The sequence below is a fragment of the Geomonas diazotrophica genome, assembly GCF_018919385.1.
GTDB lineage: Bacteria > Desulfobacterota > Desulfuromonadia > Geobacterales > Geobacteraceae > Geomonas > Geomonas diazotrophica.
The window spans coordinates 153,803-175,819 of the sequence record NZ_JAHLMF010000006.1 but is presented as its reverse complement, the minus strand read 5'-3'; the positions used below and the strand labels follow the sequence as shown (position 1 = coordinate 175,819).

Sequence of the window (22,017 nt, the reverse complement as noted above, 5' to 3'; positions counted from 1 at the left end):
AAAGGTAGGGAGAATATAGGTCGAGACGGGTGCGGTGTAAATGAAAAAGGACCCCCGGCATGGTGCCGGGGGCCAAATTCCGTCGCTGCGAACAGCGCCGGAGGAAGACGTTACGCCTTCCCGCTCGTTACTGGGGTGAGAGCCCGACCTGGATCGTTCCGCGCTCCAGGCTTACCAGGAAGGCAACTTTCTTGTACTGCACCTTGCATTCTCCGGGGGAGGGAACCCGCGACCAGGCATTCTTGTCGTTTACCAGAAGGGCGCGCAGTTCCTCGCTGTCCGTCTGCACCGAGAAGTCCGGGGGCGCGCCGGCGTCGTAGCTTGCGGTGATCCGGACCTTGGCCCCGGCGAGCCGCTCCCGCTCCGCTGCGGCGAGCTTTCCTTCCAGCACCTGGCGCATGGCGAGCCCCGCCACCTGGAGGTAGCGGCGCGTGTTGTACATCATTTCCTGTGCGTGCCATGCCCCGGCGAAGGCACGGCTGATTTCGGGGGCGACTTGTGCCTGCTGCGGCTGTACCTCGCCGGCAGCCGTCTCGGCGGCTATCGCCTGCGCCGGTTCCGGCTTCGCCTCGACAGTCTCGGCCACGTCTTCCTGTACCACGGCCGGTTCGACGGGTGGTTCGATCCGCGCTGCCGGCGGTTCCGGGGGGGAGGCTGCGTCGAAAGTCGCCAGGTCCACGTAGAGGATGGGCGGCCTGACCGCCGGCTTGGTCTCGCTGTAGCACCAGATGGCCGCGCCGAGCGCCAGGTGCAGCAGTGCCGATATGAGCAGAGGTGTTGATTTCATGGTCGCACCCGAGAGCGCCCCTTCCCCGGGGAAAGGGGCCGTATCCCTAGTTAGCGTTTGGCTGCAGCATCAGCTTGATGATCGCCTTCTTCTCGGCGGAGCTTGCCGAGGCTCCGCCGGCCTTGGTGGCGACGATTTTCCCCTCGATGACGCCGAGCCGGGTCATGAAGTCGGAAGCCGCCTGCATGCGCTGTTGCTGGGTCGGCTGGTTGTTGTTATCCCAGATGGAATTCCGGGCCATGTCCACGATGTTCACGTCCTGCTGCATGGCGAGGTAGGCGTTGAAGGCCGTGGACGGGGTGTCGAAGGTGCTGCGCTGCGAGGTCCAGGTGCCGCCGTGACCGGTGCAGCTCTGCTGGTCCCAGTACTGGGTGTTGGAGCAGGAGCCGAGCCATTGCTGCATCATGGGCGGGATGGGGGTGGTGTCCCGGGTGTAGCTGATGCTGCCGCCCCCCTGGATCAGGTTCAGCATCCAGTTCACCATGACTACCTGCTGGATGGGCCAGTTGACCTGGGTCTGCGGCCCGATGTAGTTGGTCCCGAAGTCGGGCGGAAGCATGATGCCGGGGAAGGCGCTCGTGATAGTGGCCTTCAGGGCGGTGATGTCGGCGTTGCTGGAGGCGATGGCGTTCTGGAAGGTGGTCCAGGCGTTCTGGAAGATGGTGTTGATCGCCTGCTGTACCGTCTGGGCGTCGGTGCCGGGGTGGGCGGCCAGGTAGGCGGCGGGATCGCGGAAGAAGTCGCCGTACTGGGCGTCTACGCCCGCGGTCGACACCGCCATGGCCTGGGCGGCCGAGATGAAGGTGGAGACCTGGGTGCCGCTTGCCTGCAGCGTGTTGAGGGCGTTGGTGTAGTCGGTCACCATCTTGACCATGCTGATCTTGCGGTTGAAGGTGGACATGGACTGGTCGATGGAGTCCCTGAGGTTGGTGGAGATCCCGCCGGGGCCGCTGAAGAGGCCGGTTGCGTCGGCTGCGGCTCCGGCTGCCTCATGGGCGTTGGTGATCTGTTCCAGTTCCACGTCGGCACAGGCCGCAGCGTTCATGAAGACGTCGGCCATGAGTCCCCCGGCCTTCTGGGTCTCGCTGGTTTCGGTGGCGGTGCTGCCGCTTTGCACTGCTGTGTAGTAACCCTTGGTGAAGTCACGCAGGGTTGCCTTGGTGCTGTCGGGGTTGTAGACGAGACAGCTCTTCAGGGCGGCGAGCTTGGCGTCGGAGACGCCGTTACCCAGCAGGTAGTCCTCGAAGCCGCCTTGCCCCTTGATGGCGCCCTGCCCCAGAGACGCAAGTTTTAGCAGGTCGCCCGCCTGGAGGTCTGGAGAGCGCAGCAGGGTCAGCAGGTAAGCGGCCAGGACGGGATCGTCGGTGCCGGCAAGCTCGGCCGCCTTCAGGAAGGTGGCGGCCTGGACGGTGGCCAGGTCGTTGATGCCGAGTTGGTTCACGTCGCCGTCGGGAGGCGCGGGGGCGACGCCCTGGCGTACGATGGTGCCCGCGGCGTCCTTGATGGTGAACGCGATGAAGTTGACCTCGGCGTTGGTGGGGAGGGTGGTCAGGGTGAAGGTCAGCTTGCCGTCCGCGTCGGTCACCGCGGGCTTTGTCTCGATGGTGGCCAGCTTGCCGTCGCTTTTGAGCTTGCTGGTGGTGATGGTGTAGTTGCTGTTGGCGGTGAGGGCGAAGCAGGTGCCGGCCCCGAAGCTGAGCAGGGTGGCGGCGGCAAGTATGGAACTGGAAATTTTCTTCATGGCACTTCCTCCTTGATCGGTTGGGTTACTTGGCGCTCCCCTGGATGGTGCCGCTGGTGCCGCCACCGGGGTTTTGTTGCGTGCCGCCGCCACCGCCGCAGCCGGTCAAGCTAAGGGCCATCACTGTCACCATTGCCACTATCAATGCCGTTGTCTTCTTCATAGCTCCTCCCTCCTCTTCGTTTTCACTCGCTGATCAACGAGCTTATAGATGAAGTCATGATGGCCGTGTTAGCAGATCGCGTGCCAGTTGTAACTGGCTGATGTTAGGCTGAAATCTGCCAGGGGAGAGGTGCCGTGTCTGTGCAACTGCTGAACAGGGAGTGCAAGAAATGGAATAGCATTAGTGTGGATGGTGTGCCGAGACAGAAGGAGGACGAGCTATGAGAGTTGTTGCCGGTAAGACGGGAAGGGGCAATCGGGCGGGAGAAGGGGGGCGACCGGCGGGTGCCGGTCACCCATTTGAAGTGGTGGTCAGCGGTTGGTGTCCTTGGCGTTGTCGTAGACCTTGGCGCCGCGGATGCGCTGGTCGCCGATCTTGTTCTCCAGGTCGTGCCGCTCGACCTTGTTGTTCACCACGAGTTCCTCGTACCCCATGTAGCCGGCCTTGGCCAGGTCGGCGACGATCTGTACGAACTGTTCCTTGTCCTGGGGGGAGAGCTTGTGGAAGGCGTCGAAGCGGTTGGACTTGCCGAGGTTGAAGAAGCTGTCGACCGCGCTGAACACGTCCTGCGAGGTGGATATGTTGACCAGGTCGGCATCGGCTGCCCGGTTTTCCTCGGCGCCGTCTGGCATAGAGCCGGCTGCGGCGGACTCCTTCTCCTTGGCCGGGCTCTTGGCGCCGGCTGATTCCAGAATCATCGCCTTGTATGCCGAAAGTGCTGAGATCATCAAGACACCTCCTCAGTGTGCTGAATCGACCATTATCTTACCCGATACTGTGAAAAAAGCGCCAGAGAAAGAATCAGTCAGTCAACCGGCCCGTTGACAGTGCGCGGTAGGGATTCCTGGCGACCGGGAGGCCGCCGGCGACGGAGAGAAGGGTCAGGTGCAGATGGGTGGGGGATCTTCTCTTGTGGGCGTTGAGGCCGGTCCTGCCGACTTCGGCGATGGCGTCGCCCGGCCGCACCAGGTCGCCCACCTCCACGTGCAGTGCCCGGTTGTGCGCGTAGTAGACCAGCGACTCGGTGGCCGGATCGAAGATCCAGAGGTATTTCCCGCCGCGCAGCCGGCTGCCGGGCTGCCACTCCTTTTCCTCGGCGACCACCACTCCCCCGGTCATGGAGAGCACCTGCACCGGTTCTCCGGTGCGGTCGTCGAGCCCCTCCTGCCTCTTGTCATGGATGAAGATGTCGTGCGAGGGGTGTCCCGTGTGCCTGTTGCCGGCGAAGTAGTCGTACCCCCCCAACTGGTAGCCGTTGCCGCGGACCCCTCCGATGGCTCGGTAGCCGTATCCCTTGAGCGGAAAGCACCAGCTCTTTTCCGGGTACTCCACGCCGCCCGCCGCGCGGTATTCCCGCGACAACGCCTGGATCATCCCCCTGAAGCGCTCCTTCGCCTCGGCCCGGGGGATTTCGTTGTCGCGGATCTGCGTGTTCAGCGCGTTGAACTCCCGGGCCAGGGCGCGCAGCCTTTCCGTGTCGCCCCCCTGCGCTTGCGTGGAGGGCGCGGCGAAGAGCACGAGGGTGATGAATAGGGGGGCCAGGCGCCGGAACGAGAAAAGTCGGGTCATGTTGTAAGGGCTCCGTGGGGGGGGCTTAGCGGCACTGGCCGGCGAGCCGCACAAACCCCTCCAGGAGGGTCTGCGCCGCCTCGCGGTCCGCAACGTTGATCACCGTGGTGCTGACGGAGAGGGTGTCGGTCAGGGAACGGTAGCTGAAGGGGTTCTGGAACCTCAGCACCACGTAGTCGGTGTAGTCCTGCCCCGTCTTGGAGGCGGCGACATCGAGGGCGGAGAAGTCGAGGTCCTGGAACTCTATGGTGTAGAGCCCTCCGGAAGGGTAGGTGCCGGAGACGGTATAACCGAGGCGGCATCCGTCGAAATGGATGGACTGGTAGCTTTCCTTGCGTGCAGACGAGGTGCTGCTGCTCATGGTCGCGGCGATGGAGTCTGCGGTCTGCTGCACGGCGCGGGGAGAGCCGGCGCCGGCCGGCGCGGCAAGGAGCGCGACGAGCGCGACCGCGGGAATCAGGTGTCTTTTCATGGTGGGTGCTGCCTTTTCAAGGGATCCAGTTTATGGTCTGTGTGTTGCCAGGAGTCTCGTCACTTCTGCCCCTTGGCCGGGTTCATCAGGTACTGGCGGACCTTGTATGGATCGAGCGCCGGTTCGCCCAGTTCCTTCTTCTCTTCGTTGATCAGCCTGGTCAGGTTCTTCTGTTTGCCGAGGTTTTCCAACTGGTCCGGAAGCGCCGGCAGGTTCCTCAGCTTCTCGTCCTTGGTGGCGAGCCTCGGGAGTTCCACGATGCCGGCACCGCGCAGCCTGATCTTGTACTTCCCGCTCAAGACCGGGTCGTACCAGGGAGAGAGCTCGCGCTCGGCGGTCGTTTTTCCGGTGAAGTGGTTCTTGAGGGGGAGCAGGACGCTCGCGTAGCCGGGCTTGTAGATCAGGAAACCGGTGCGGTCCTGCCGGGTGAAGGGCTGCGCCAGGATGGTCGTGTACGAGGGGATGTGGAACTTCCCCTCCTTGTCGGTGAGCGCCTCCTTGATGTTGATCACCGCGGCGGACTGTCCCGCTCCGGCGCCGATGGACCTTTTGTTGTAGATGGCGACCACCACCGCCCCCTCGACCGGCTGCTTGGTATCGATGTCCAGCACCTTCCCGTCGAAGGCGGGTTCGTGGTAGACGGGCCACACGGCCTGGGAAGCCGTTGCCGTCACAAGCATCAGGGAGAACGCCGCGAATAGAATCCTGACCATGTGCATGTGCGCACCTCGATGTTTCGGAATCACTGGAGCACCACGAAAGCGAGCCACCCTGCGGCAAGAAGCACCGGCGGGAGCAGCACGTCAGGAACCAGGTGTTTCCAGTAACGCGCCGCAGAGCCGAAATGCTCACGCTGCCTGGCAAACAGGGCCAGCAGTACCGCCGCCACCCAGAGCAGGAAGAACAGCATCAGGCTGAGCGCGATAATGCTGTTCCAGAACGCGAACCGGTCCAGGTCGCCGAGCCCGCTCATCTCCATCGACGCGTGTGCCTGCCAGGCGGCCGTCAGCGACGCCGCGACGCAGACCAGTTCCGCTGCGGAGAGTAGCAGTTTCAGGCGGCGCAGGGTCGTCATGCTGTGAAGAGGCGGCAAAGCTGAGCGGCCAGGATGCCGAGCCAGGTGCCCACGATGTTGCCCAGGATCGCGAGCAAGAGCCCAACCGAGGCGAGTCCCGGATGGTACACCTCTGCCACGACCGGCGCCGAGGCGACCCCTCCCACGTTGGCCTGGCTGGCGGCCGCGACCAGGAACATGGGCGCCTTCAAAAGGCGTGCGCCGACCAGCAGGAAGAGCGCGTGGATGGCGACGATCAGGAGCCCCGCGGCGATCAGCACCAGGGCGGAGCCGATGCTCGCGACCGAGGCCTTGGCGCCGATGGCGGTCAGCACGAAGTAGAGCAGGTCGTAGCCGGTGCGGGAGGCGCCGGCGCGCTCCAGTTTGCGGACCGGCGAGAAGGAGAGCAGTATCCCGAGCAGGGTCACGATCATGATGGTCCAGGTGTAGCGCGTGATCACGTCCGGGACCTGCGGCAGTTGCCCGGCCAAAAGGTGCGACAGCACGCCTCCTGCCAGGGCGATGCCAAGGGAGGCGGCGATCCCCCCGAGCGTCCTGCGCCCTCCTTTGCTGGCCAGGTGCTGGACCGCCTGTTCACCCAGGTGCTCCAGGACCCCGCGCTCGGACCGGTTCCACCGGTCGAAGGCCGGCTGCAGCCCCACGATGGCGATCATGAAGCCCATCCAGAGGTAGGGGACCACGGTGTCCACGATGACCATCGGGGCGAAGACCGCGTCGGGAATCGAAAGCGCCTCCTTCACCGCGATCATGTTGGCGCTCCCCCCGGTCCACGACCCGGAAAGGGCGCCGAAGCCGGACCAGAACTGGGAGCCGATCACGGGGCGGAACAGGGCGAAGGAGAGCGCCGCCCCCGCGATGATGCCGGCTGCGCCGATGAAGAACATGGCCAGCGCGGTCGGCCCGAGCCTCAGGATCGCCCTCACGTCCACCGGCAGCAGCAACAGCACCAGGCTCGCCGGCAAAAGCCAGGTCCTGATCAGGGCGTAGACCGGGCTCTCGGTGGAGATGATGCCGAAGGTCGCGGCCAGCATGGGGAGGAAATAGATCCAAAACACCGCGGGCAAAAGGTCGAAGTAGCGCGCGGTGCGCTCGTGGCGCGAAAGCCACAGCACCACTGCCTCGATACCGAGGAGGGAGGCGACGATGAGCAGCGGGTTGCTGATCATGGCAGTTCAGGCACCACGCCTATGCCGCTGCCCGCGCCGGTCAGGTCGAACCTGCCGCTGTCGTCGAGGTAGGGGGAGCGGGACAGGTCTCCCTTGAGGAAGAAGGTGGTGTCGAGGTCGATGAAGTCAAAACAGCCAAGGCCCGCGGCGAAGTGGGCCGAGGCGGTGATGGCCAGGGCGCTTTCCATCATGGCCCCCAGCATGAGCCGCTTGCCGTTGGCCGCGGCGAGCCGGGCGATTTCGACCCCCTCCAGGATGCCGCTTTTCATGAACTTGATGTTGATGGCGCTGACCGCGTTGGTTTCGACGGCGCGCCGGGCCGAGGCGAGCGAGCCGACGCTTTCGTCGGCGCAGACCAGGGTGCCGCTTCCCTCAAGCGCCGCGGTGATCGCGGCGAGCCCCTCCCAGTCCTGCTTGGGGACCGGCTGCTCCAACAGCAGGGGGCGCGCCCCCCCGGCGTCGAGCCGGTCCAGGAAGGCGAGCATGCGCTGCGCGCTGAAGCCCATGTTGGCGTCGAGGATGAGCGTGCAGCCCGGCGCCATCTCCCGTACCGCCAGGACGCGCTGCAGGTCCTGTTCTTCGTCTTTGCCGATCTTGATCTTGAAGGAGTCGAAGCCTCGCTGTGCGAACCGCCGCGCCGTGGCGCGGGCTTCTTCGACCGAGCCGATCACCACGGTGATGTCGGTCTTGAAGGTAAGCCGCGGCTGCCCCGCTATCGGCGTGAAGAGCCGGTAAAGGGGGATACCCTGCACCCGGGAGGATAGATCGAGCAGCGCCATCTCCAGCGCGGCCAGCGCGGCGTGGTTGTCGGCGAAGGCGGGGGCGAACTCGCGGCAGACGGCGGCCGGGTCGGTGATCCTGCGCCCGCGCAGCGCCGATGCCGCGCTCTGCAGGTTCTCCAGGGTCTCGGCCACGGTCTCGCCGGTTATGTGCGTCGCGACGGCCGCCTCTCCGAAACCGCAGGCGCCGTCGCTTGCGTGCAGCCGGATGAAGACGTTTTCCAGTTCGTCGTGCTGGCCGGTGGAGATCCTAAACGGCGTCACCAGCGGCGCCCGGACGATGAACGCCAGCGCATCGTCGATTACAAAAGAGACCTTCTCCATATCAATGTTCCTCCGGGGGCGATCGCTTTCCTATCGAAGCTCGTGGTATTGCGGAACATAAAAGTCTAAGGCAACTGACAACGGATTATTGACGATTGACGATGAAAGGCCGGCCTTTCTTTCCTCGTCCCGCAGCGCTCCTCCCCCTGGGGGGGGCGCTGCGATTACTGCAAAGCCTTCAGGATGCGCGGGTGTTCTTCCTTCATGGCGCGGAAGATGAGTGCGATCATGTCGACGATCACTTCACTGGAGAAGTTGTCATGGAAGGGAACCACCACCTGGATAGAGAGGGCATTCCCGGCTTCCACGTACTTCACCATGGTGTACTCGGCATTGAGGGTGTTGATCATCTCGAGCATCGCCGGTTTCTTCTCCGACGGGAACGCGAAATACTTGTAGCAGATAAGGGTAACATACCTGTCGCTGTCATTGAAGAGGGCCATGAGAGAAACCGGGCCGACTTCTTCGATATTCTCCCGGATCACGTACAGGGTGTTGTCTTCGTGGGTGTTCTTCTCCAGGGTGATTTCCTGCCCCTTCAGGTATTGCTCAAACGCAGATGCGTTTTGTGCCATCTTTTTCCTCCTGGAATGCCGCAGTACGGTCGATGGCGGGAAATATATGTGAATATTTATGTGATGTAAATTAAAAAGAGCCGGTAAAGCGCGTCTATGACAGTCGAGGCGGGGCTTTGGAGAGTGCCTGTTCCAGGATTGCGTCATCGGAGGAGCCAGGCATGGGGAGGAGCGGAAAGGCAAGGGGAGGGGAGCCCGGGGCGGAGGTCCCCCCCTCCCAACCTCCCCTTTGGGGGGGTGGAGCTTGTCCGGAGGTGCGACAGGGCGTGCGGACCTCAGGCACCCAGCAGGCGCGTGGTCACCTGGAGCAGCTGTTCCTCGCTCTCGTCGAAGAAGAGCTGGTGTAATTGCGCCAGGTCGACCACGGGTCACCTCCTCTTTATCTGTCGGCCAGGTACTGCTCGATCGTGTAGTCGAACCCCATGCGGCGCGCGGCCTCGAGCAGCGTTTCCGGCGCGTTCTCGAGCGCCGGGTGCACCCCGAAGAACTCCAGGTAGGAGAGCCACACCGTCAGGAGCTGGCACCCGGCGGCATCTATGGTGGTCACCCCCTCCACGTTGATGATCAGCCTGGACGCCGCTTTACCCCCCTCGGTGGTGAGGGCGAACAGCGGATGGCTTCTCAGGTTGAGCGAACGTTCCTTCACGTGGTCCATGGTCCATTCCCCTTCCAGGTAGCAGCGTGCGTCGGTCAGCATGGTTTCCTCCTATGGCGTTGGTGAGCGGGCGCCGGCTTGCCGGTCCGCCCTGATTGCCTGCTATTGGTACAAGATCCACTCCCACGGCCGCCGGTGTAGTGAAAAAAAGAGGGCAGTCCCGCCGGCCGGGTGACAACTGTCTGGAACCATTCGGGTTGTCTGCAGAAATAAAACGGGACGGGGGCGAGAAAAGGGGGTGGCCGACTTCTAATGAAGTAAACAAAAGCGTGGCACGCCAAGCTGGGCGGCGGCCGTGCGGGTCGTACAAAGAGCGGCGCGGCTCCTTGCGACAGTGAGCGGGCGCCCCGTGACTGTGACACCCTGGCACTGGAGTAGTTGCGGAGGCAACGTGATCGCACAGGTACTGCTCGTCGACGACGAGCCTTCCATCCGTTGTACCCTGGCCAAGTTCCTCGAGGAGCTCGGCTGCTTCGTCACCCAGGCGGCCGACGTGGGCGAGGCCCTCGCCCTGTTGAACGCCCTGGAATACGACCTCGTGGTGACCGACATCGTGATGCCCAAGGGGTCGGGGCTTGACGTGCTGCGCACGGTCCGCAGCCTGGAGGACCCCTGCCCGGTGGTGATGATCACCGGCTCGCCCATGGTGGAGAGCGCCTCCGAGGCGCTGAGGCTCGGCGCGCCTTGGAATTCAGGCGGGTATCGCAGGAAAACGACCGTTTCCGGAATGATCTGGAGGCCATCTTCACCAGCGTCCAGGACGCCATCATCTCGGTGGACCGTGACCTGAGGGTCCTCAACTTCAACAGCTCGGCCGCCACCATCTGCGGGCTGGACAGTGCCGCCCCCGGCACCTCCTTTTACGACCTCCCCTTGAAGTGCGACAAGAAATGCCGCGGCGCCCTAGAGACCGCCATCCACACCAGGAAGCCGGTCCAGACCCGCTATTTCAAGTGCGGCGGGGCAGGGGGGGGTGGCGGGGAGCAGTATGTGAGCGTATCGGTCACCCCGCGCCGGGTCACCGAGCGGCAGGTCGAGGGGGCGGTGATCGTGGTTCGGGACGAGAGTTCCCTGTACCGGCTGGAAAAGAAGCAGATGCCGCGCAGCTCGTTCTCCGGCCTGATCGGCAAGAGCTCGCCGATGCAGATGCTCTACTCGATGATCGAGCGCCTGGCCGGCGTCCCCTCCACCGTGCTGATCCGCGGCGAGAACGGCACGGGGAAGGAGCTGGTGGCAGCGGCGCTGCACGCCAACGGCGGGCGCCACGACCGCCCGTTCATCAAGGTGAACTGCGCCGCCCTGACCGAGACGCTTTTGGAGAGCGAGCTCTTCGGCCACGTGCGGGGGGCCTTCACCGGCGCGCTGCGCGACAAGGCGGGCCTTTTCGAGAAGGCGGACTCGGGGACCCTGTTTCTGGACGAGATCGGCGAGGTTTCGCCGCAGATGCAGGTGAAGCTTTTGCGGGTGCTGCAGGAGAGGGAGTTGGTGAGGGTGGGGGGGACGGAGCCGATCAAGGTCGATGTCCGCATCATCGCCGCGACCAACCGGGACCTGGCGAAAGACGTGGAGGAGGGGAGGTTCCGCCAGGACCTCTACTACCGCCTGAAGGTGGTGGAGCTTACCGTGGCGCCCCTGAGGGAGCGGCCGGAGGACCTGCCGCTTCTGGTGGAACATTTCCTGGGGAGGCTCAATGCGAAACTCGGGCGCAACATCAGCGGGGTTTCCGACGAGGCGCTGCGGCTTTTGTCCGGCTACCCCTGGCCCGGCAACGTGCGCGAGCTGGAACACGCACTGGAGCACGCCTTCATCATGTGCCCCACCAGGATGATCCTGCCCGACCATCTCCCGCCGGTGTTCCATGCTGCCGCCGCCCTTGACGGGGCGACCATGCGGGAGCGGATCCTGGAGGCGCTGGCGCGCAACGCCGGCAACAAGTCCCGCGCCGCCCGCGCCCTCAACATCGACCGCAAGACCCTGTACCGCAAGATGCAGGAGTACGGGATCTCGGACACCCCCCCGTAGTCAAATCCCCCCTGCCCCCCTTCGCAAAAGGGGGGGCGTGAGGGGACGTGCAGCGCTTCGCGGGAATATGCATCCGAACAACCTGATTCCCGCTACCCTCCCTGCGCCGCCCGCGCCTCGAGCACTTCCCTGATGCGCTGTATCAGCCGGGAACTCTGGATCGGCTTGTGCAGCACGTTGGCCATGATCCCCCTTCCCGCGAGGATGTCGTTGTCGTAGCCGGTGAGGAAGATGACCGGCAGGGACGGGTGCAGGGCGTTGAGCCCCTGCCCGCACTCGATGCCGTTGATCCCGGGAAGGATCACGTCGATCAGGGCCAGCGCGATCCCGGTGTTCCTGCGGGCGAGGGCCAGGGCCTCCTCCCCGCTGCCGGCCGCGATGGCCCGGTATCCCGAGGAAACCAGGGTGCGGGTCAGGGCGCTGCGCACCGCCTCCTCGTCCTCGACCACCAGGACCAGTTCGCCGCTGCCGGCCAGTCCGCCTTGCTCGGTCAGCTTGGGTGCCTCCGCCGGCGGTGCCGTCAGCGGGATGCAGATGATGAACTCGGTTCCCCCCTGCGGCGGCGCGCTCACCGAGGTGAAGCCGTTCATGCGCTGCACGGTGCCGTAGATCATGGAGAGGCCGAGCCCGGTCCCCTTGCCCACCTCCTTGGTGGTGAAGAAGGGCTCGAAGATGCGCCCCCTGATCTCCTCGGGGATGCCGTGCCCGGTGTCGCGCACCGACAGCTGGGCGTAGCTGCCGCAGGTGGCGCCGCAGCCGCAAGGGAGGGTAGCCTGTCCCGCCTCGACCCGAAGGGTCTTGATGGTGATGCTGCCGCGCGCGGATATGGCGTCCCGGGCGTTGGTGACCAGGTTGAAGACGATCTGCTGAACCAGTCCCACGTCCGCCAGGATGTGCAGCGGCTCAGGGCACAGCTCGAGCTCGATGGCGATCTCCTCGGTGACCAGCTTGGTGGCGAGCTTCCGGCTCTGCCCGAGCAGGTCGTTGAGGTCGAAGTTGGTGAGCTCGACGGCGTTTTTGCGGCTGAAGACGAGGAGGCTCTTGGTAAGCGAGGAGCCGTGCTCCACCGCTTTCACGATCTCGTCCAGGTGCTGCGTCTCCACGCCGCGCAACTGGTTCTCCATGATCTGCAGGTAGGCGTTCCCCGTGATCACCTGCATGATGTTGTTGAAGTCGTGCGCCACCCCCCCGGCCAACTGCCCCACAGCCTCCATCTTCTGGGCCTGGCGCAGCTGCTCCTCCATGGCGCGCTTCTCCGACACGTCCTCCTTGATGGCCATGTAGTGGGTGATCTCCCCCGCCTGGTTCCTGATCGGCGAGATGATGTCGTGCTCCCAGTACACGGTGCCGTCCTTCCTGGTGTTGCAGAAGTCCCCCTGCCAGACCTCCCCCTTGCACAGGTTCGCCCAGAGCAGCTGCGGGTTCTTCCCAACCATCTCCTCAGCTGTGTAGCCGGTCAGCTCCGAGAAGCGCGGGTTGACGAAGTCGATGGTGCCGTGACGGTCGGTGATGACGATGGCGGTCGGGCTTTGGTTCACCGCCACGTAGAGCTTTCTCAGCGTCTCCTCGGAGGTCGCCAGGGCCTGCCGGGTCTGCATCTCCTGGGTCACGTCGGTCAGCATGAACTGCAGATAGGAGGTTGACCCTATGCTGAGGATCTCAGCGGAGTAGAGCAGATCCACCGCCTCGCCGGACTTCTTGCGCAGCCTGAGAGGCTGGTTGATGATGCGCCCGTGCTCCTGCAGGTGCCGGACTATCGCCTGGCGCTGCACGCCGCTCAGGTAGATGCCGAGCTCGGTCCCGGTCCTCCCCACCACTTCGTCGTGCTCGAACCCGAAGATCTCGAGCCAGGCCTGGTTCGTCTCCACCAAGCGCCCGGTATCGAGCTCGCCGATCCCCACTCCGACCGGCGCGTGGTCGAACATGCTGCGGTACTTGCGCTCGCTGAGCATGAGGGCTTCCTCCGCCAGCAGCCGGGCGCGGTGCTCCTTCGCCTCCTTGAGCGCCCGGGTGATGCAGGGAGCCAGGCGGGGGAGGTTGTCCTTGTGCACGAAGTCGGACATGCCGTGCTTCAAAAGCTCGACCGCCTGCTCCTCGCCCACGCTGCCGGAGACAAGGATCACCGGCAGTTCCGGATAGCGCCCCCTGATGGTCTCCAGGGTCTCCTCGAACACCATGTGGGGGACGTTGTAGTCGGCAAGGACCAGGTCCCAGCTCTCCAAGAGGGATTGGGACAGCTGGTCGCGGTCGGCGATCCAGGAGAAGGACGCGGCGAAGCCCAGCCCCTCCACCTGGCGCCTGATCAGCTTGAAGTCGGTGGAGCAGTCCTCGATCACCAGGATGCGCAGCGGTGCGCCGGTCATGCCGGTCCCTCCGGCGACTGGTTCACGGCCAGCCAGTAGACCCCCAGTTGCGCCACCGTCTCGGCGAACTCCGCGAAGTCCAGCGGCTTGCGCACGAAGCTGTTCGCCCCCCCCTCATAGCTCCTCAACCTGTCGGTCTCCTCGTCGGAGGAGGTGAGCATGACGATGGGGAGCAGGTGCGTGCTTTGGCGCTCCCTGAGGCGCGCCAGCACCTCGAGGCCGTTCACCCGGGGGAGGTTCACGTCCAACATCACCACCGTGGGATCATCCCCGCCGCGCCCGGCGAACTCCCCTTCCCGGAACAGGTAGTCCAGCGCCTGCTGGCCGTCACGCACGACGAACACGTCGTTGGCCAGGTTGATCTTGCGCAGGGTGCGCAGGATCAGCTTCTCGTCCTGGGCGTTGTCCTCCACCAGCAAAATGGTCTTTTGTTCTGCCATCGATTTCTCCTGTCATGAAGGGAGCCAGAACCGGAAGGTGGCCCCCTTGCCCGGTTCCCCGTCCGCCGCTATGGTGCCGCCGTGGCGATTAACGATGCGCTGCACCGTGGCAAGACCGATCCCGATGCCGGGGAATTCGTCCTGGCGGTGCAGCCGCTGGAATGGCTTGAAAAGCCGCTCGGTGTGCCGTATGTCGAAGCCGGCGCCGTTGTCCGCGACGCGGATGAAGCTTTTGCCGTCGCGCTGCTCAGCACTTACCGAGATGCGGGCGCTCTGCGCCGCCGCCGAGTACTTCCAGGCGTTGGAGAGCAGGTTGGTGAGCAGCAACTCGACCATGCGCGGGTCTCCATTCACCTTGAGTTCCTCGTCTATCTGCCACTGCACCTTTCGTCCGGGCTCAGCCCGCTCCAGGTCCTGGAGCAGTCGCCTTGCGAGGGCGCTGACATCTACCGTGTGGCACTCCAGGGTGCCCCGGAGGCTGCGGGAGAGGGCGAGGAGGCCGTCGACCAGTTCACCCATCTTGTGTCCTGCCTGCCGTATTTCCCGCAGGTGGTCGAGCCCCTCCTCGGAAAGCTGCTGCGAACAATCCTCCTGCAGCGCCTGGCTGAAGCCGATCATGGCCCGCAGCGGCGCGCGCAGGTCGTGGGATACCGCGTAGGCGAAGGCGTCCAGTTCCTCGTTCGCCGCCTTAAGCTCGGCCGTGCGCTGCTCGACGCGCCGCTCCAGGTCCGTGTTGAGGCTCTGGATCTCCTCCTGCGCCTCCTTCAGGCCGGTGATGTCTTCGGAGAAGAGCACGATGCCGCCGATGCCGCCGTCCGCCGTGCTCCAGGGGCGTATCTCCCAGCGTACCCACTGCACCGAGCCGTCGGCACGGACGAAGCGGTCCGCATCGGCACGGATGACTTCGCCGGACAGGCCGCGACGGTGGAACTCCCGCCATTCGGAGGAAATCTCGGGGAAGACGTCGTAGTGGCACTGGCCTACGATGTCGCGGCCGAGGAGCCCGTAATCCTTGAGCCAGCGCTGGCTGACATGCAGGTAGCGCATCTGCCGGTCGAACATGGCCAGGGCGGCGGGGGCGTGTTCGATGAAAATCTTCTGGCGTTCCTCGCTCTCCCGCCTTGCTGCGGCCGTCTTTCCAAAAACTCGCGCGCCTCCGCTATCTCCGCGATTTCCGTGTCCGGCTGCGGCGCAGGTGTCGAATGAACCAGGCCCCGGACCGCCCATCCCAGGCGTCTGGCGGCGAGGCTGCCGCCGAGGACGCCGGCGACGGTGGCCAAGAGGAGTCCCAGCGCCAGCAGGAAGGCAAATCGCACCAGGGGAGCCCGGTAGGCGGCCTGGGGGATTTCCAGGACCACCGTCCAGGGGGCGAGCCCGGATTTCACCACCACCCGGTCGGCCGGGTCCCTTTCCTGGTGGTGGGCCGCGTTGCGGCGCGCGATCACCCGCCCGACGCTGTCCTTGACCGCGATGGCCCACCCCTCGGGAAGCAGGCGCTGGTCGATGCGCTGCTGCAAAAGGTTCGAGTCCAGCAGGGTGAGCAGCACGTACCGGGGGCGGTTTTCCCGCAGTACCGGGACGGCGATGGAGCAAAGCGGACTCTTGCTCACCGGCCCGATGAAGAGGTCACCCACCTCCGGCCTCCCCGTGGCCACGGCGGCGGGTGCGGCTGCCCTTCCCGTTGGGACCGGCAGCGGCGGGAGCCCGCTCCCCATGGGGACCCTGGTGTTGAAAAGCATCTGCATCGGGCGCCCGACATCGGCCAGGATGACATGGCTGCCGAAAACGCTCCGGAACCCTTGGGCCTCCCGGTACAGGTCCGGCCACCGGCTTTGGTCCTCCAGCAGAGGGGAATTGGCCAGCATCTGGAGGGCGCCGATCCGGGAGGCGAGGAACTGGTCCAGGTCGGTGGCGAAGTTGCCGGCCAGCATCGCGGCTTGGCGACGGTCCTGCTGGTACCGGGCGCGCAGGGTGTCCACCGCGAGCCATAGGGACAGCAGCATGAGCGGTAGAATGCTGAGCCAGATCAGTCGCCTCAGAAACAACGCGAGGGGCGTTTTCTGTCTGTGCGGTCCCATGGACTGTCTTTGCGACTCGGTCATCGTGCTGCTCACTGGGTGGGTGCGATGTAATATAATAAATGAGAAAAACGTATACCACCCCGCATAGGAATATCTAGAGGCTAAGGGTGCATTTCCCCTATAATAACTACATTTGAGGCTTTCAATGACCAAAGGTCTTGATAATGCTTCTCTAGTTGTGGGTGTGGTGCTACTTCTAATGAGTAATTTCACGCAGGATAAGTGTTTTTAGTGACTGTTTTTGCTGGCGACGCGACAAAATTATGTGACAGCGCCAAGGTTATGTTGGAGAGGGGAGGAGGGTCGGCTTGCAGGCTGCGGTGAGAATGATATCGTTGACCGGTTTTTAATCGCGTGGGGCAAGGAGGCGCTATGTTGGCGAGAGTGTTGGCAACGGAGGAAACGGCGAGCCTGGCGGTTTTGAGACTGTTCCTTGCGCTGGTGATGTTTCCTCACGGCGCGCAGAAGGTGCTCGGCTGGTTCGGCGGCCCCGGTTTTCCCGGCACCATGGACATGTTCACGAAGATGATGGGGATCCCCTACCTCTTCAGTCTGATGGCGGTGCTGACCGAGTTCGTGGGGCCGCTGCTGCTGGTCGCCGGGCTTGCCACCAGGGCGGCGGCCCTGGTGATGGGCATCGAGATGGCGGTGGCGGCGATCCTGGTGCACCTGCACAACGGGTTCTTCATGAACTGGAGCGGCAAGCAGGCCGGAGAGGGGTTCGAGTACCACCTCCTGGTGCTGGGGATGGCGCTCGCGCTCTTGATAGGCGGGGGGGGGAGCTGGTCTCTGGACCGGCTCATCTCGCGGCGGGTCGAGGCGAGCCGGTAAGGTAACGGCCGGGAGCGCGGGTGCGGCCGCCCTGGGGGCTACTTCAGGAAGCCGTATTCGGTCTTGTAGAAGTCGATCACCGTCTGCACCTTGGCGCTGGGAGCCCCTTTGGTGAAGGCGTAGATCGGGCTGGCTATGGCTATGGTGTCGATGGAGCGGGTGGCGGCGGTGGTCATTTCGTGGGAGACGACGCCGACGCTCCCCGGGACCCTGGCGACCGTTTCCGCTATGTCGCGGTAGGTGGCGGCGGGGTGCCTGGTCGCGGTGACCGGCTCTCCGTCCAGCGCGATGCGGGTGAACTGGACGTTTTGTCCCTCCGTCTCCTTCCCCCAGACCACGACGACGGGGAGGTTCCTGCCTCCGACCTCCTTCCAGTTGCCGATCTTCCCCGTGAAGACCCCTTTCAGCTGCTCTTTCGACAATTGCCGCACCTCGCTGTCGCGGTTGGCGATGACCACGAGCTCGTTGTCCCCTATCTGCGTGGACACGAACGTGGACGGATCAATGACGACCCCGTCCTTCGCGGCGCCGGCGACGATGTCCTCGAGCGGATGAGCACCGGTCGCTATGTCCACCTTGCCCTCGTTGAGGGCGATCAGCCCTTTGACCGCCGAGGACTGCACTATGGTGAGGTAATCCCCGTGCAGCTTCTCATACCTTTTCTTGATGGGGAGGAAGACCGTGTTGATCGCCGTCCCGCCCCCCTCGATCTTTATCTCATCGGCAAAAGCCGGCACACACAACGCAATACACAACGCCATACTCAACGCGACCGCGACAACTATTTCCTTCATTGCTCCCCCGTCAGCAACCAATGATACTGTGATCAGCGGACTATAGGTTAATGTTCATGTAATGTAAAACAGAAAAACCATCAGCAAGTAAGATACGAGTGGCGGTACTGATACAATACGGACCCTACGAAAGAGCATGGAGGGCATGGCGGGTCCCTATCACGATTTTCCCCGGCCCCGCGATTTTGCCTTTGCCGCGGGAACAAAAGGCACCGGCTGGTTCTTTGTCAGGACGGAGCAGGTGCCGGTGTCGGTGCAAAATTCGACCGGAAAGGAGACCGAGGAGAATCCCAGGGAGGAGTTCTGCGGCGCGGCGCCGTCAAAATGCTGCGGTTCCGGGCGCCAGACCATGAAATGCAGGTAAGAGTCACCGCTTTTGCCCATGGGACTGAGCACGCCGAGCGGGTCTCCTGCCGAAACGACTTTCCCTTCGGAGATCTCTGCGCCGATCCTGCCGATATGCTGGTAGGTGGCGATGGTGGAGTCGTCGTGGAGGATGTCGATCGTGTGGTTTTCCTTGATCCTGCTGATGACACCCTTGCGCGCTGCCAGGACGGTGGTACCTGCGGGCATGGAGAAGGTGATGGCAAAGCGGTCGGGGGGAGGCTGCTCCCCTTCGGCCAGGCTGGCAAACGCTTTCACCTTGCCGCCGAAGGGGAAGCGGTAGCGCTCAGGGCAGCTGTGCTTCGCGGTGTAGACGCCGATGCCCCAGGAGTACGAGTACCTTGCCCGGTAGGAACTCCCCCTTTGTTCCGGCCTGGCCCGAAAAAGAACCTGTTCGCTGTTGGGAGGGACCACCGCGTAAAGCGGCCCTTCGCCGTCTATCCTCAGGTTGTCCGATCGGTCCCTGTCAATATCCAACACGACCGACACCGGCGCCATGCCGTGGTTGACCGCGGTGATGGCGTGCGTCGTGTCGACCGACCCGTCGGGTACGTAGCCGGGGGGGACGTTCTTGACGTCGCGCACGGTAAAGTCGTAGATTTTCTTCGACCTGGCAGGAGCCGGTTCCTCCGGCAAGGAGCGGGTGGTGTCCGCCGCCTTGGCGAAGGGAGCGCCTTTCTCCTCGGAGATCCGTTCCGGGAGCGCGATGTTCTCGGCGCTTGCCGCCTTGCCGGCCGCAGGAGGCGGATCCCCAAACTTGGCCACCGCGCCGCTGACGCCGATGTAGTTTCCCGTCCGGGCTTTCCCGTAATCCCCGTCATAATCCCACGGCCATGACCCCCTGGAGGGGGAGAGGCCACCGGCGCATCCCACCAAAGAAAAAAGGGACAGCGCTACCATCCATCTGCAATCTTTCACCCTGTACAAGCTCCCTTGTCGCATCCTGACTCTGGACTTTGCCCCGACACCGGCCGTCCTTTCCCGCTTCGCGCTACCGCTGCTACTGATACTGCTACTGCTACTGCTTGCCGCGCACGCCCCTGTCGTCTATCACCAGCTCCATGCCCGATATCTCGCCGACGGCGGGGAGCTGCTGGGCCTCCTCCTGGCTGTTTCCGCCGTACCAGACGACCTGGCCGTGGCGCTCCACCCGGAGCCGGTACATCCCGCCGGGTACCGGGGTGTGGAACTCGCCGGAGCACTCGCAGATCCTCTCGTCGGCGACGGCGGCCCCGCTCAGGGCGTCGATCGCCGTTAACCAGGCCTGTCCGATCTTCTTCCCTTCCGGATTCATCAGCTTGCCGGAGAACTTCCCCCGGGCCGGCGCCAGGGCGACGGACAGCGGCGGGAGGGCTCCCTCCTTGACGGCCAGCCGGGCCGCGTTCCTGCGGTCGCTCCCTCCATACCACCTGGAGACGTGGTCGCTGTGGCTGAAGAGGATGCGGTAGCTGCCGGGAGCCAGCGAGGGGATGGTGAAGGAGCCCTGGAAATCGGTGCGCGTGTCGGAGAAGGGCTCGTCCTCGCTGCCGCCGTAGACCTCGATCTTGGCGTTGGCGAGCGGGACTCCGCCGGTGTCGGTCACCACTCCGGTGAGGGAGACGCCGGGCTGCAGCACCGCGTCGAGGCCGCCCAGCGTGGCGGTGCCGCTCACCTCCACCCGTGCCGAATCCTCGCGGCGGTACTTCCCTTTGTGCCACTGCACCGGGTACTTCGAATCGCTCTTCTCGAAACGGATGGCGTAGCTCCCCTCCGGGAGGCCGCCGATCTTGTAGTCGCCGGAGATCCCCGTGTAGGCGCTGCCGACCTCGTCCCAGGTGGCGGGGTCGTAGGCGGCGACGCTGACCGAGGCCAAGGGGGCGCCCGCGGGGTCGGTGACCTTGCCCGAGAAGCCCCCCCCCGGGGCGAGCACGATGTTGATGTTCTCGGCGCCACCCGGCGCCGTGACCTGGACCGGCTGCGGCAGTTTCGCCTCCATGTACCCCTGCTCGCTGCCGTCGGCTTTGAGCCGGTAGGCCCCCGACTTGAGCCCCTGGATGGTGAACTTCCCACCTTCCTCGGTGACGGCCGATTCGCCCCTGTCCCCGGTGGCGGCATCCCTGGCGGAGACCCGCACCCTGGCTATCCCCGCCCCTGTGCGGTCTTTGACCGTGCCCGATATCGAGGCGCCCCGTTCCAGTACCACTTCCAGCGGCTGGGAGCCCTCCTTCCCGGAGACGGTCACCGGTGCCGCCTCACCCCTGGTGGCGGCTTTGCCTGACCACTGGGGGAGGTAACCCGGCGCCCGGACTTCCACCAGGTAGGCCCCGTCCGCCACCGCCATGGAAAAGGTGCCGTCGGGTTGGGTGGTCCCGTATTCCGCGCCGCTTTCCTCCTTCGCCTGGGCGGGGTAGACCATCACCGCGGCCTGGACCGGTTCTCCGGAGGAGTCGGAGACCTTCCCGGTCAGGAGTACCCCTTGCCGGAGGAACTGGTTCACCCCCAAAACCGTCTGCGGTGCGGTGACCTCCACGACCTGCGCCTCCTCCTTTTTCGCCGCATCCCGGTAGTAAAGGGGGAGGTGGTGGGTCGAGGTGGCGCGGAAGGAAAGGTGGTAGTGGGCCGAGTCGAGCCCGTGAATGGCGTAGGAGCCGGTCTGGTCGGTGACGGCGCTGCCGCCGCGGGAGTTGCGCTCCAGCGGTTCGGCTATCACGATGACCTCGGGGATGGCCTTGCCGCTTTCGTCGGTGACCATGCCGGCGATCCCGCCGGACTGGCGCAGCACCCCCTTGATCCCGGAGACCGTAGCGGGCGCCGTCACCGTGATGACGGTAGCCTCGTCCGGGTTGGTCTTGCCGTCGTGCCACTGCAGCAGGAATTTCTGCTCCCGGTCTCCGAAGGCGATCCTGTACTTGCCGCTCCCCAGGCCGTCGAGGACGAATTTGCCGGAGGAGTCGCTGCGCGCGAAGACCGGCAGGACGTTCGTGTCGGTGGAGTAGGCGACCGCGTAGATGCCGGGGAGCGGCTTGCTGCCGTCGGTCACGCTCCCAGCGATGCGCCCCCCTTTGGCGAGAGAGCCGTTGATGCCGCTGACCGTCTTCCCCTTGGCGGCTTCCACCACGGTGGGTTCCGTCGCGGACTTGCCGTGCAGCTTGGTGACGTACCCCTTGCGGGCGAAGACCACGATGCACTTGCCCGGGAAGATGCGTACCGAGAAGGCTCCCTTGTCGTCGCTGCGGCCGTCGCTCACGGAAGGTCCGCTCTCCGTGCCGCTGTTTTGGATCACCGTCACCCAGGCGCCGGCCAGCGGCGTTCCCTCGGTGGACGTGACGCTGCCGGTCAGAACCGCCCCCGCCTCGGAGAGCTTGCCGTCGATCCCCTGCTGCTGGTCGCCGCTGACCGTCACCTCCGCGCAGTCGTCCTTCAGCTGTTTCCCGCCGTGCCAGGAGGATTCGAGATCGTTGCCGCTGAAGCGGACCCGGTAGCAGCCGTCGACCACCCCCTTGATCAGGTATTCGCCGTTTTGGTCCGTGACGGCGGAACCGGCCAGGGTGTCGTCGGCGGAGCAGGGGAAGGCCTCCGCAGCGGCCCCGGCTATCGGAGTCCCGGCTTCGTCGGTGATCCTTCCCGCGATGGCCCCGTTCACTTTGGGGGCGGCGGGCTTTTCCGCGGCGACTGCGGGGTGACCCGCGGCGAGGTGGAAAACGAAAAACAGCAACGCTACTGCCAGTTTCAGCAACTTGATCATCATTCCTCCGGACGGTAAGGAGTCGGCTGTGCTGCCGGAATATATGGGAATACTCATGATCTGTAAATAAAA

22 protein-coding genes are annotated in these 22,017 nt (G+C 64.6%); 3 read left to right on the top strand and 19 right to left on the bottom strand.

Annotated elements, in window-relative coordinates; genetic code table 11:
* Positions 1 to 127: 127 nt before the first annotated feature.
* From KOM00_RS08175 to KOM00_RS08120, 12 genes are all read right to left on the bottom strand, one after another.
* A complete protein-coding gene (locus KOM00_RS08175; protein ID WP_216498427.1) occupies positions 128 to 787 on the bottom strand; it encodes a hypothetical protein in 660 nt (219 codons plus the stop codon).
* A gap of 46 nt (positions 788 to 833) precedes the next feature.
* The gene (locus tag KOM00_RS08170; RefSeq protein ID WP_216498426.1) at positions 834 to 2,528 is read right to left on the bottom strand and encodes a hypothetical protein; all 1,695 of its coding nucleotides are present in this window, start codon (positions 2,526 to 2,528) and stop codon (positions 834 to 836) included.
* A gap of 25 nt (positions 2,529 to 2,553) precedes the next feature.
* On the bottom strand, positions 2,554 to 2,691 hold the full coding sequence (locus KOM00_RS08165) for a hypothetical protein (protein WP_216498425.1): 138 nt from the start codon (positions 2,689 to 2,691) through the stop codon (positions 2,554 to 2,556).
* Positions 2,692 to 3,002: 311 nt separating this feature from the next.
* Positions 3,003 to 3,419: a hypothetical protein gene (locus KOM00_RS08160; RefSeq protein ID WP_216498424.1), complete on the bottom strand. Its 417-nt coding sequence runs from the start codon at positions 3,417 to 3,419 to the stop codon at positions 3,003 to 3,005.
* 73 nt (positions 3,420 to 3,492) lie between these two features.
* A complete protein-coding gene (locus KOM00_RS08155; protein ID WP_216498423.1) occupies positions 3,493 to 4,260 on the bottom strand; it encodes a M23 family metallopeptidase in 768 nt (255 codons plus the stop codon).
* Between the two features lie 25 nt (positions 4,261 to 4,285).
* Positions 4,286 to 4,732, bottom strand: coding sequence for a hypothetical protein (locus KOM00_RS08150; RefSeq protein WP_216498422.1), 447 nt, complete (start codon positions 4,730 to 4,732; stop codon positions 4,286 to 4,288).
* Positions 4,733 to 4,791: 59 nt separating this feature from the next.
* Positions 4,792 to 5,445, bottom strand: a complete 654-nt coding sequence (locus KOM00_RS08145) for a hypothetical protein (RefSeq protein WP_216498421.1) — start codon at positions 5,443 to 5,445, stop codon at positions 4,792 to 4,794.
* Positions 5,446 to 5,474: 29 nt separating this feature from the next.
* Entirely contained in the window at positions 5,475 to 5,807 is a 333-nt protein-coding gene (locus KOM00_RS08140; RefSeq protein WP_216498420.1) for a hypothetical protein, read from the bottom strand.
* Positions 5,804 to 6,973 (bottom strand): DUF819 family protein, encoded by a 1,170-nt coding sequence (locus KOM00_RS08135; protein WP_216498419.1) that lies wholly within the window; start codon positions 6,971 to 6,973, stop codon positions 5,804 to 5,806. Before KOM00_RS08135 ends, KOM00_RS08140 begins: the two co-directional genes overlap by 4 nt.
* Positions 6,970 to 8,076 (bottom strand): dipeptide epimerase, encoded by a 1,107-nt coding sequence (locus KOM00_RS08130; protein ID WP_216498418.1) that lies wholly within the window; start codon positions 8,074 to 8,076, stop codon positions 6,970 to 6,972. Before KOM00_RS08130 ends, KOM00_RS08135 begins: the two co-directional genes overlap by 4 nt.
* A 164-nt stretch (positions 8,077 to 8,240) precedes the next feature.
* Complete coding sequence (locus KOM00_RS08125) at positions 8,241 to 8,651, bottom strand: YbjN domain-containing protein (RefSeq protein WP_216498417.1); 411 nt, start codon at positions 8,649 to 8,651, stop codon at positions 8,241 to 8,243.
* A gap of 379 nt (positions 8,652 to 9,030) precedes the next feature.
* The gene (locus KOM00_RS08120; protein ID WP_216498416.1) at positions 9,031 to 9,348 is read right to left on the bottom strand and encodes an STAS domain-containing protein; all 318 of its coding nucleotides are present in this window, start codon (positions 9,346 to 9,348) and stop codon (positions 9,031 to 9,033) included.
* Between the two features lie 349 nt (positions 9,349 to 9,697).
* On the opposite strand from KOM00_RS08120, the gene KOM00_RS20640 reads away from it, so the two are divergent.
* Together KOM00_RS20640 and KOM00_RS08115 are read left to right on the top strand one after the other, a co-directional pair.
* Positions 9,698 to 10,096 (top strand): response regulator, encoded by a 399-nt coding sequence (locus KOM00_RS20640; protein WP_328758202.1) that lies wholly within the window; start codon positions 9,698 to 9,700, stop codon positions 10,094 to 10,096.
* The gene (locus KOM00_RS08115) at positions 9,991 to 11,328 is read left to right on the top strand and encodes a sigma-54 interaction domain-containing protein (RefSeq protein ID WP_236026827.1); all 1,338 of its coding nucleotides are present in this window, start codon (positions 9,991 to 9,993) and stop codon (positions 11,326 to 11,328) included. The genes KOM00_RS20640 and KOM00_RS08115 overlap by 106 nt, the downstream gene beginning before the upstream one ends.
* A gap of 92 nt (positions 11,329 to 11,420) precedes the next feature.
* Here the strand turns inward: KOM00_RS08115 and KOM00_RS08110 are convergent, their stop codons facing one another.
* From KOM00_RS08110 to KOM00_RS20635, 4 genes are read right to left on the bottom strand one after another with little or no spacing between them, the layout of a single operon-like run.
* Entirely contained in the window at positions 11,421 to 13,691 is a 2,271-nt protein-coding gene (locus tag KOM00_RS08110; protein WP_216498415.1) for a hybrid sensor histidine kinase/response regulator, read from the bottom strand.
* Positions 13,688 to 14,131 (bottom strand): response regulator, encoded by a 444-nt coding sequence (locus KOM00_RS08105; protein WP_216498414.1) that lies wholly within the window; start codon positions 14,129 to 14,131, stop codon positions 13,688 to 13,690. The genes KOM00_RS08110 and KOM00_RS08105 overlap by 4 nt, the downstream gene beginning before the upstream one ends.
* A gap of 12 nt (positions 14,132 to 14,143) precedes the next feature.
* Positions 14,144 to 15,193, bottom strand: coding sequence for a sensor histidine kinase (locus KOM00_RS08100; RefSeq protein WP_236026826.1), 1,050 nt, complete (start codon positions 15,191 to 15,193; stop codon positions 14,144 to 14,146).
* A complete protein-coding gene (locus KOM00_RS20635; RefSeq protein WP_236026825.1) occupies positions 15,112 to 16,134 on the bottom strand; it encodes a hypothetical protein in 1,023 nt (340 codons plus the stop codon). Before KOM00_RS20635 ends, KOM00_RS08100 begins: the two co-directional genes overlap by 82 nt.
* Before the next feature lie 450 nt (positions 16,135 to 16,584).
* Between KOM00_RS20635 and KOM00_RS08095 the strand changes: the two genes are divergently transcribed.
* Complete coding sequence (locus KOM00_RS08095) at positions 16,585 to 17,043, top strand: DoxX family protein (protein WP_216498412.1); 459 nt, start codon at positions 16,585 to 16,587, stop codon at positions 17,041 to 17,043.
* Between the two features lie 38 nt (positions 17,044 to 17,081).
* Here the strand turns inward: KOM00_RS08095 and KOM00_RS08090 are convergent, their stop codons facing one another.
* From KOM00_RS08090 to KOM00_RS08080, 3 genes are all read right to left on the bottom strand, one after another.
* Positions 17,082 to 17,837, bottom strand: a complete 756-nt coding sequence (locus KOM00_RS08090; protein ID WP_216498411.1) for a substrate-binding domain-containing protein — start codon at positions 17,835 to 17,837, stop codon at positions 17,082 to 17,084.
* Between the two features lie 159 nt (positions 17,838 to 17,996).
* Positions 17,997 to 18,986, bottom strand: a complete 990-nt coding sequence (locus KOM00_RS20900; RefSeq protein WP_216498410.1) for a M23 family metallopeptidase — start codon at positions 18,984 to 18,986, stop codon at positions 17,997 to 17,999.
* A gap of 253 nt (positions 18,987 to 19,239) precedes the next feature.
* Positions 19,240 to 21,945 (bottom strand): MSCRAMM family protein, encoded by a 2,706-nt coding sequence (locus tag KOM00_RS08080; protein WP_216498409.1) that lies wholly within the window; start codon positions 21,943 to 21,945, stop codon positions 19,240 to 19,242.
* Between the last annotated feature and the right edge of the window lie 72 nt (positions 21,946 to 22,017).